1 protein-coding gene is annotated in these 980 nt (G+C 68.1%); it reads right to left on the bottom strand.

The window, feature by feature from the left end; translation table 11 throughout:
- Positions 1 to 65: 65 nt before the first annotated feature.
- On the bottom strand, positions 66 to 980 hold a 915-nt coding region (locus I6A60_RS36985), incomplete at its 5' end, for a tetratricopeptide repeat protein (protein WP_203021925.1).

Below are 980 nucleotides of genomic sequence, written 5' to 3'. Positions count from 1 at the left end.
AAGGATCCCCAGAACGCAACGAAGATCATCGATGTCTATTTGATCTTGTTGGCGCGGGTCTTAACTTAGCGGTATTGGTCCGCAGCGTCCCGCAGCGTCACGGCCAGGTTGGCCATCGCCGTCAGGGTCCGGAGATCGTCGGAGCCCAGGAGCTCTCGCCGCCGGTCGAGGACGTGCTGCTGCAACTTCCAAGCACCCGGATAGTCCGCGGCGTTCCGCAGCGTCACGGCCAGGTTGGCCATCGCGGTCAGGGTCCGGGGATCGTCGGGACCGAGGAGTTCTCGCCGCCGGTCGAGAACCTCCTGCTCCAACTCCCGAGCACCCGCAAAGTCTCCAGCGTTCCGCGCCGTCGCTGCCAGGTTGGCCATCGCGTCCAGGGTCCGGAGATCGTCGGAGCCCAGGAGCTCTCGCCGCCGGTCGAGGACGCGCTGCTGCAACTCGCGGGCACCCGTGTAGTCGCCAGCGTTCCGCAGCGTTGCGGCCAGATTGGCCATCGCGTCCAGGGTCCGGGGATCGTCGGGACCGAGGAGCTCTCGCCGCCGGCCGAGAACCTCCTGCTCCAACTCCCGAGCACCCGCATAATCCCCAGCGTTCCACACCGTCGCTGCCAGGTTGGCCATCGCGTCCAGGGTCCGGGGATCGTCGGAGCCCAGGAGCTCTCGCCGCCGGCCGAGAACCTTTTGCTCCAACTCGCGGGCACCCGCATAGTCCGCGGCGTTCCGCAGCGTCACGGCCAGATTGGCCATCGCGGTCAGGGTCCGGAGATCGTCGGGACCGAGGAGTTCTCGCCGCCGGCCGAGAACCTCCTGCTCCAACTCCCGAGCACCCGCATAATCCCCAGCGCTCCACACCGTCGCGGCCAGGGTGGCCATCGCGTCCAGGGTCCGGGGATCGTCGGGACCGAGGAGCTCTCGCCGCCGGCCGAGAACCTCCTGCTCCAACTCCCGAGCACCCGCATAATCCGCTGCCCACCGCAGCGT

The sequence above is a fragment of the Frankia sp. AgB1.9 genome (genome assembly GCF_016786355.1).
GTDB lineage: Bacteria > Actinomycetota > Actinomycetes > Frankiales > Frankiaceae > Pseudofrankia.
The sequence above is the reverse complement of the archived record's forward strand: the minus strand, read 5'-3'. Positions and strand labels throughout refer to the sequence as shown.